This is a genomic window from Psittacicella melopsittaci (assembly GCF_003585925.1).
Taxonomy (GTDB): Bacteria; Pseudomonadota; Gammaproteobacteria; order Enterobacterales; family Psittacicellaceae; genus Psittacicella; species Psittacicella melopsittaci.
Genome location: NZ_NRJH01000013.1, coordinates 74,153 through 83,453, shown reverse-complemented (window position 1 = coordinate 83,453; position 9,301 = coordinate 74,153). Strand labels below are relative to the sequence as shown.

The following is a 9,301-nucleotide window of genomic DNA, read 5'->3' as shown; positions in this document are numbered from 1 at the left end:
TATTATATAAATATAAACAAGGGATGAACTTAATTAATAAATAAAATATCCCAGCTCGTCCCTTAAGATTTGTACCGATTTTGGTTAGTAAAACTAATAAATTATCTAGGGGGGTAGTTTATGGTACTTTTAAATATGTTATTAGAAGTTTTAGTACGTGTTGGCTTATCAGTGGGAGTAATTTTCTTAGTAGTAATTCTTCCTTTAGCTTTAGTTTCACGTAAAGCAAAAATTGTACGTCGTTATCGCAAAATTAAACGTGCAAATTTAGCTAAAAGCGAAGTGAAACCTACTTCAGTAGTAGGCGTAGCTAAATAGCAACTTAAGTATTTTTTGAGTCTTAATTTCCCTCATCCGAGAGGGAAATAATAAAACAAGTTTACGGTGATATTTGATTTGGAGCAAAGCATTTTTTATACTTTACTTTAAGTTAGATTGTCTGTTGTAAACTTGCTTTTTTTTGTCTCTACTACCCTTTTCACATACAACTTTGACTTTTAAGGAATTTGACTCGTATGAAACTAGCTCTCAAAACATCTTTAGTAGTTGGACTAGCTGCAGCTGCAGGTTCAGCATTTGCAAATGTATACCCTAACTTACCTGTAGCGATTAAACAGGGCGGTGGGGCATTAATTAACGATACAGTTTACGTTGGTTTAGGCTCAGCTGGGGATAAATTCTTTGCTTTAGACCTAAAAAATGCTAACAAAGGTTGGACAGAATTAGCGACCTTCCCAGGTGGTTCTTTAAGTCAACCAGTAGTAGCTGCTGTTGATGGTAAAATTTATGTATTAGGTGGTGTAGGTACAGTAAATGGTTTAGTTACATCAACCAATGATGCATATGAATATGATCCATCTACTAATAAGTGGACTAAGTTAGCAACTCGTTCTCCACTAGGTCTAGTGGGTGGTACAGGCTTTGTTTATAAAGACCGTATTTATGTAGTTGGTGGTACTAACCTTGAAATTTTCAATGGCTTCTTCAAGGACAATGCAGCAGCTAAAACAGACGCAGAAAAAGGTGCTGTAGCTGCACATTACTTTGACAAGCGTACGCAAGACTACTTCTTTAATACTATTCTCTTTAGTTATCAACCTTCAACTAATAAATGGTATAACGATGGTCATTTAGACTTCAAAGGTCGTGCTGGTGCTGGTGTAGCTATCAAAGGTAACGAATTTATTGTGGTAAACGGGGAAATTAAACCAGGTTTACGTACCGATAAAGTTAACTTAGGTATTATTGGCTCAGACGGTGAAGTTAAATATAAAGAATTAAGAGACTTACCACCTAACCCAGGTGAAAAAGTACAAGATGGTGTAGCTGGTGCTTATACAGGTTACATTGGTAAATACTTATTTGTTGCAGGTGGTGCTAACTTCCCAGGTGCACATGAAGCTTACGAAAAAGGTAATCTCCATGCTCACAAAGGTTTAGCAAAAATTTACCAAAAAGCAGCATTCATTTATGCTGACGGTAAATGGTCATATGCAGGTGACTTACCAGTAGGTTCAGGTTATGGCGTGGCTTTAAGCTATGGCAACGATCTATTAATCTTTGGTGGTGAAACTGATGAAGGTAAACCATTAGCAGAAGTTTATGTTGTTACATACGATCCAGCAACAAAACGTGTTACATTTAAATAATTCCCAGTTTTTTCTATAGTGCTTAGTTAGGTTGTTATCATATTTTTTTCTTGGAGTTCTTGGGGATAACAACTTAACCTAAGTGAGAAAAAAAAGTACCCTCGGAGTTTTAAACTTCGAGGGATTTATTTTGCTTAAAATTTGCTAAAGGATTAATTTTATTTAATATGGTTTTTGGTATTTCTTAGTGCCAAAAAAAGGCCCTGAACTAGGTTCAGGGCAAAGCTAATTATTTAGCTCCTTTTACTTTTTTGTCAGCAATAAAGTAATAGTCATTGAAATAACGTACGTCATTTTTCTCATTATAACCACCTAAAGCTGGTGATTTTAAAGCTAAGAAATCGGTATTCTCAATTGGGATGATTGGATAATCAGCAATTAGAATATCATTAACTTGAGCGTAGAGTTTAGCACGTTGTTCAGGATCTTGCGTTTTATTAGCTTCTGCAAGAAGACGATCATATTCTGGGTTGCAGTAGAATACATCGTTAATTGGTGAATCACAAGTGTAAATATTGAAGAAAGTTGAAGCCTGATCATAGTCAGCATTCCAACCGCCCCATGCGATTTCATAGTCACGGTCAGTAGATACACGTTGCATCCAAGTACGATTTTCTACTACTTCTTGTTTTAAGTTAATTAAGCCACCAGTACCTTGTTTAAAGAAGCCTGCAAAAGCAACATAGAATTTATTACTTTCAGAACCACCTGTCATTAAGTAAGTGATCTCAAATGGTTTTTCTTTAGTATAACCTGCTTCTTTTAAGAGCTCTACTGCTTCTTTAACGTTTTCGCTATGTGGACGATTTAACCAGTAAGCTTGTTGTACGTATTGACCATCTTTAATTAATGGTGGTGTTAATTGTGCCGTTGGCGTATTACCACCTAAAATGCGTTCAGTTAGAGTTTTACGGTCAATGAGTAAAGCAATAGCTTTACGTACACGTACATCGGTAATACGTTGCGTATTTACTTTTAAGTAAGAAGTAGAAAGAGTTTGAATGGTAATTAATTCTTCAGGTCTTTCTGCTAATACTTGTTTTTTGAATTGAGTTGGAATACCAGTTGTTGGGTATTCACCTTGTAAGTATTTATAGTAACTTGTTAATGGGTTTTGGATAAAGTCAAAGTGGATTTTAGTGATAACTGTGTTCTCAGCATCCCAGTGATTAGGGTTTTTCACAAAATCCATTGTATCGTTTAGACGGTGTACTTTAAGGAGGAATGGACCATTAGTTACAATGTTTTCTGCATTAGTCCATTTATCACCATATTTTTCTAATACGTCTTTACGTAATGGTGATAATACCCCTAGTGTTACCATTTGTGCTAACCAAGGTGTAGGCTGAGTTAAAGACACTTGTAAAGTGTAGTCATCTAAAGCTTTAACTCCTAAATCTTCTAAAGGTAATTTACCTTCAAAAACTTCACGAGCGTTAACTACGTTAGCTGTAGATAAGTAATCACCGTAACCTGCAGCTGTTTTAGGATCAGTTAAACGTTGCCATGAGTAAACGTAATCAGCTGCCACTACAGGTTTACCGTCAGACCATTTAGCGTTTTTACGTAAATGGAAAGTCCAAGTTAAGCCGTCTTCTGATACATCCCAAGATTCAGCACCTTGACCTACGTACTCACCTTCTGAGTTTTGTCTAACTAAGGTATCAAAAATAATACGGTTAACCGCAAAAGAACTTGAATATTGACTTATAGACGGGTCAATAGTATCTGGAGAACTGGAATAGTTATAATTTAGTTCTTGTTTTTCTGCTAGTTTGGTGCCAGGAGGAATAATAGCTGCCATTGCAGTGCCAGTTACTAAACCTGATAAGCAAAGAGCAGTTAATACTTTTGTAAATTTTTTCATAATAATTTAACCTTAATCAAAATATTTAATCTCGGGAAAAAAATATTTTTTTCCCTCTTTAATAAGATTATCATAAATGCCAATAAATGTATATATAATTAATAAAAAATTGGAATGTTATTTTCTAATTATTTGATAATCAAACAAGAAAAGCTCTGCCAAAGCAGAGCTTAGAGTTTATTTTACCCCTTTTGCTTTTACGCCATCAACAAAGTAGTAATCGTTGATATAGCGTTGTTGTACATTAGGGTTATAGCCTTGTAGAGCTGGTGATTTGAGGGCTAGAGACTCAATATTAAATAAAGGCGCTACAGGCATGTCGGTTAAGAGAATGTCATTTGCTTTAGCATAAAGCTCTTGACGTTTTTGGGCATCACTTTCAAGGCTAGCTTGACTTAATACCTTGTCGTATTCTGGGTTACAGTATTTAAATTCGTTGAGAGGCGAATTACAAGTAAAGTTATTAAAGAAGGTAGTTACTTGGTCATAGTCTGCAATCCAACCTGAAATTGTAACTTCGTATTCACCACGAGCCACTCTTTGTTGTACAGTACGTCCTTCTACGGCATCTTGTCTTAATTCTACGAGACCATCAGTGCCTTGACGGAACCAACCTTGAAGAGCAACAAAGTATTTCCCTGAGTTACCGCCTGCAGATTGGAGGAGATTAACTACAAGAGGTTTGTCTTTGCTGTAGCCAGCTGCGGTAAGTAACTCTACTGCTTTTTTATTGTTTTCTGCTTGTGGTTTATTTAACCAGTCAGCTTGTTTAATTAATTGTCCATCCTGGATATTAGGTGGGGTAATTTGCGCAGTAGGGATGTTCCCACCAAGAATTTGATTGGTAAATACTGCACGGTTAACTAAGAGAGCTAAGGCAGTACGTACACGTGGGTCAGTTACTTTTTCATTATTGAATTTTAACCAGTAGGTGCCTAGTTGTTTTAAGGTAACCACTTCCTCTGGACGTTCTTGTAATACCGTACGTTTAAATTGTACTGGAATGTTAGTTACAGGATATTCGCCTGTGAGGTATTTATAATAGTTGGAATTTGGGTTGTTAATAAAGTCAAAGTGAACTTTTGTAATCACCGTATTAGCTGCATCAAAGTGCTTTTCATTTTTCTCAAAATCCATAGTATTGTTTACTAAATAGGTTTTAAGTAAAAATGGTCCCGAAGTAACAATATTATCTGGGTTAGTCCAAGAATCCCCGTGCTTAGCAATAGTTTCTTGTGGTAATGGCACTAGCACAGCTAGAGCTAACATTTGGGCAAACCAAGGTGTTGGTTGGGTTAATTTAACTTCAAGTGTGTAATCATCTACAGCTTTAACGCCTAATTCACTTGGGGCTAACTCACCATGGTTTACTTGTAGGGCATTAACTACGTTTGCTGTTGCTAAGTAGTCTCCATAAGGTGCCCCTGTTTTAGGGTCAGTTAATCTTTGCCAAGAATAAACATAATCACTTGCAGTAATAGGTTTACCATTTGACCAAGTAGCATTTTTACGTAAGTTAAAGGTCCAAGTTAAACCATCTTTACTTACTTGCCATGACTCAGCACCCCAAGGGATATAATCTCCTCTTGAGTCCTGACGCACTAATGTATCAAACAACATGCGAATAACCGCAAATGAGTCTTCGTATGAAGCTAAGCTAGGGTCAAGAGTATCTGGACTTGAAACCTGATTATAACGATATTCTTGTTTCTCTGCTAATTTTGTACCTTCTGGAACGTAAGCTGCCTGAGCAAACTGATTTACGCTTAGACAAGCTACAGCTAGAGCTGCTAGAGTAAATTTTTTCATATTAAACCCCTAAAAAATCAAACATTAATTATTTTTAGCTTACCACAGAATTTACAACTTGGGCAAGTATTTACTCAAAAAAAATCACAAGGCGAGGTTGAGTAATCAAGAGAACAATAGGTGGGAATAAGCAAAAGGTTATTCTCCAAGGCGAGAATAGAAGTGAGAAAATTAAGTTTTTTTGTAATGGGGAGAAGAGTTAAGTTGAGTACTAATTAGTAGTAATATGCGAATAGTCTTAACTAAAAAATGCAAATCAGCTTAACTAAAAATGCAAATCAGCTTAACTAAAAATACAGATCAGCTCAAGCAAAGTTTAACAAAAAAAAGTCCCTCGAACTTTTCTCAAGTTCGAGGGACTTTGTCTGAGCTAAGCTCAGGAAATTTTATGGATTAACCGTTGGTTGCACCGGTTGTGTGCTTCTTGGTGTATTTGTTTTTGAGATTTGATCGTTAAACAGATACTGGAAGAAGCTATCTTTATCTGGGTTAATTAATAACACACTATTCGAGTTAGCTAAAGATTTAGTATAAGCATCCATGTATTGTAGGAAGTTAAATAACTCGTAGTTTTGAGCATAAGTAGTGTTATAAATTGCATTTGCTTGAGCATCTGCTTGAGCACGGATTTTTGCAGCTTCTAAGCGAGCTTCAGAAAGAATTACCGTTACATTACGGTCAGTTTGCGACATAATAATTTGCGCTTGCTCTTGACCTTGAGCACGGTGTTCTCCTGCTACAGCCATACGTTCTGCACGCATACGTTGATAAATTGAATCAGCTACTTCAGTAGGAAGTTCAATTTTTACTACACGTACGTCAATTACTTCAATCCCAAAAGTTGAAGCACCGTCTTCACCAGAGTTTAAGCTTTCTTTAGCTTGTGACATTAATTCAGAACGTTGTCCTGATACGATATCAGAAATAGTTTGGCTACCTACTTCTGAACGTAAACGGTCGTTAATTTTACGACGTAATAAGTCATTAGCACGAGAGTAAACACCCCCAGTTGTAGTATAGAAGCGACCAAAGTCAACTACTTTCCATTTTGCGTAAGACTCGATTAATACGTCTTTTTTCTCAACCGTTAAGAAACGATCTGTAGTGTCATCTAAAGTTTGTAAACGTGAATCTAAAGTAATTACGTTATCGATAAATGGTGGCTTAAAGTGTAGACCAGGTTGGTATACTACAACCGCACCGTCACCATCACGCACTACTTTATTAAAACGTAACTTAATTGCTCTTGTACCTTCATTTACCACAAACACTGAGTTAAAGAGTAAGAAGATAATTACGAGCAGAGCTATAGCCCCAGCAATTAGTTTATGTTCTCTTTGCATTAGTTACCTCCTCTCGTTACAAAGCGACTAGGTGCTTGGCGGCTAGAGTTATTACTTGAAGAATTTGTTGTAGGAGTTGCACTTGAAGAGCTGCTAGATGAGCTACTTGAAGTGTTAGTTGAGCTACTACTTGAAGTCGAAGAGTTTAATAATAAACTTCCTGGTTGAGTTGTATCTGTAGTAGCTGGTTTACCTACGTTTTCTAAAAGTTTATCTAGAGGTAAGAAGGTAATGCCATTAGTATCTTGCATAATAACTTTAGGCGTTTCTGCATAAAGTGATGCAAGAGTTTCTAAATAGTATCTTTGTTTGAATACTTGTGGGTTATTCACAAATAAAGGTAAAAGGTTATTAAATTTAGCAGCTTCGGCATTAGCTTGCGCTACAGTTTGAGCTGCATAACCTCTTGCTTGTTCTAAAAGTTGTTGTGCCTGACCACGAGCAATAGGTTCACGTGAACGTTGGTAAGCTTCAGCTTCACGGATAAAACGTTGCTCATCTTCTTGGGCTTTAATCGCATCGTCAAATGCTTCTTTAACTTCTTCAGGTGGACGAGCTGATTGGAAGTTTACATCGACAATACCAATACCCACGTTATAAGAATCTAGAGTTTTTAATAACATTTGACGGGTATTTTCACGTACTTCTGAACGTCCAGTTGTAATAACATCGTCCATGTCCATGTGACCTACTACATAACGAAGCGAAGCTTCTGTAGCTTCTTCAAGGGTAGTAATAGGTTGGTCTACGTTAAATAGGTATTTAACTGGATCATCAACACGGTATTGTACGGTTAAGGTTACGTTTACTACGTTTTCATCGCGGGTTAACATAGTACCGTCAATGCGTAATTCACTTACACGTTGTACGTTTACAATGTTAGCCTTATCAATTACTGGAACTTTCCAGTTTAAACCAGGTAAGCTCGTTTTATTGTAAGCACCAAAACGAGTAATTACCCCACGCTCTGATTCGTTTACGGTATAAAAACCTGAGACAACAAAAAGCACTAAAAATAAACCCACAGCAGAGAGGGAGATAGTTTTAGTGTGTTTCCCGAAGTTAAATTCTGAAAGATTTGGCATACTAAATGATTTTTTCTCTGCAGAACCACGAGAACCTTCAGGTGTGTTGTCTTCACGACGCTCACTACGGTTAGTTTGATTGAAAGTTTTCTTGGTTCCTTGCTGATTGTTAGAAGTTTCTGATTCTGGTTCGGAGTTAGAAGTTGACTCCTCATCATCCTTATTGTTCCCTGCTAGCTCACGGAACTTTTTGAGGCGTTCTTTTAATTCGCGACTCAGTTCATCAGAAGATTTGTTATCTTTTTCGTCACTCATTAGGCAACCCTTTTAATTAAATGGTGTAAAGGAAAAAATTTAGGCTAGTTTCCCACTAGTCTAAATTTATGGGTAGGGAAAACTAATTAATAAATTTTCCCAGTTCCTTTGCGAAAATCTAAGAAAATAAGGAAATTTCTTAGCGATCTTTTTCTTTAATTATAACAGTTATTTGCCTTTTCCTCAAAAAAATCGTTATTAGAGAACAAAATCTAGTTCTTGCCTCAAACTTTGCTCAAAAATAAGTGAAAGTAAATTATAATAAAGACTAGGCTTATTATTTTATCAAGGTTTTCCTTATGGACAGAATTGAAGCAATGAAGGTATTTTTGCAAGTAGCCCATACAGGGAGTTTTACCGATGCGGCTCAAGGTTTAGATATATCCACTGCAAAAGTATCTCGCTATATAAGTTTTTTAGAAGACTGGTTAAAAGTTCGACTTTTTAATCGCACAACTCGTAATGTGAGCCTGACCTCAGCAGGGGAACAATTAGTGCAACAGTGTCAACAAATTCTTGAATTGGTTGATAAGATGCAAGAGCTTAAAGATGAGCCAAATCATTTAAGTGGTACTATTCGGATTACGACAAGCGTTTCTTTTGCCATAGCCCAATTAAATAATTTACTTGCTCAATTCCAAAAGCTACACCCCCAAGTAAATATTCATCTTCTGGTTGCTGATAGTAACACCGATTTAATTAATGATCGTATCGACCTCGCGATACGTTTTGGTAATACGATTGAAGATTCGCTAATTGCTCGACAAATAAGCACTTGTGAATCTAAGCTAGTTACTACCGAAAAATATATTAAATCGCTTGGCTTTACCCCAACTACGCCAGAAGAATTAGAGCGATTAAACTTTATTACCTATGCTCAATTTGATAAAAAAGATTTACTTATATCTAAGGGCGAGATTACTAAACTAGTTAAAATGCAAGGTTCTTTTGTTTCTAATGATGTAACAAATATGTTTCTTGCTGTGCAAAATGGCTTAGGGGTAGCTATGTTGCCGAATTACTTAATTGAAAGTGAGCTCAACAAAGGAAAATTTATTGAACTTCTTCCTGATTGGGAGCTCCCAACCATAGGTATACATATTGTCTATACTTCACGTCAATATATGCCTGCCAATGTAAGAGCTTTAATAGATTTTCTCGTAAAAGAAGCACCAAAATATAAATGGTAACCAAAGATTTTTTCTTTGGTTATTTTTTTGGGGCTAAAAAAGTTTTGCGTTTGTGTAAGTAGTTAAGTATTTTAGCGAAGTTACAAAATTATCTTCTTTCCTT

7 protein-coding genes are annotated in these 9,301 nt (G+C 36.2%); 3 read left to right on the top strand and 4 right to left on the bottom strand.

Going from position 1 to position 9,301, the window contains the following annotated elements; all coding sequences use genetic code 11:
- Window positions 1–135 precede the first annotated feature (135 nt).
- Both CJP74_RS01650 and CJP74_RS01645 read left to right on the top strand, forming a co-directional pair.
- The gene (locus tag CJP74_RS01650; RefSeq protein WP_147397041.1) at window positions 136–318 is read left to right on the top strand and encodes a hypothetical protein; all 183 of its coding nucleotides are present in this window, start codon (window positions 136–138) and stop codon (window positions 316–318) included.
- 197 nt (window positions 319–515) lie between these two features.
- Window positions 516–1,649 (top strand): N-acetylneuraminate epimerase, encoded by a 1,134-nt coding sequence (locus tag CJP74_RS01645; RefSeq protein WP_119496540.1) that lies wholly within the window; start codon window positions 516–518, stop codon window positions 1,647–1,649.
- Window positions 1,650–1,878: 229 nt separating this feature from the next.
- Here the strand turns inward: CJP74_RS01645 and CJP74_RS01640 are convergent, their stop codons facing one another.
- From CJP74_RS01640 to hflK, 4 genes are all read right to left on the bottom strand, one after another.
- Window positions 1,879–3,516, bottom strand: a complete 1,638-nt coding sequence (locus CJP74_RS01640) for a peptide ABC transporter substrate-binding protein (RefSeq protein ID WP_119496539.1) — start codon at window positions 3,514–3,516, stop codon at window positions 1,879–1,881.
- 177 nt (window positions 3,517–3,693) lie between these two features.
- Entirely contained in the window at window positions 3,694–5,325 is a 1,632-nt protein-coding gene (locus CJP74_RS01635) for a peptide ABC transporter substrate-binding protein (protein WP_119496538.1), read from the bottom strand.
- A 386-nt stretch (window positions 5,326–5,711) separates the two neighbouring features.
- Window positions 5,712–6,668, bottom strand: a complete 957-nt coding sequence (gene hflC / locus CJP74_RS01630; RefSeq protein ID WP_119496537.1) for a protease modulator HflC — start codon at window positions 6,666–6,668, stop codon at window positions 5,712–5,714.
- Window positions 6,668–8,008 (bottom strand): FtsH protease activity modulator HflK, encoded by a 1,341-nt coding sequence (hflK, locus tag CJP74_RS01625; protein WP_119496536.1) that lies wholly within the window; start codon window positions 8,006–8,008, stop codon window positions 6,668–6,670. The genes hflC and hflK overlap by 1 nt, the downstream gene beginning before the upstream one ends.
- A 299-nt stretch (window positions 8,009–8,307) precedes the next feature.
- Between hflK and CJP74_RS01620 the strand changes: the two genes are divergently transcribed.
- Complete coding sequence (locus tag CJP74_RS01620; RefSeq protein ID WP_119496535.1) at window positions 8,308–9,198, top strand: LysR family transcriptional regulator; 891 nt, start codon at window positions 8,308–8,310, stop codon at window positions 9,196–9,198.
- Window positions 9,199–9,301: the final 103 nt, after the last annotated feature.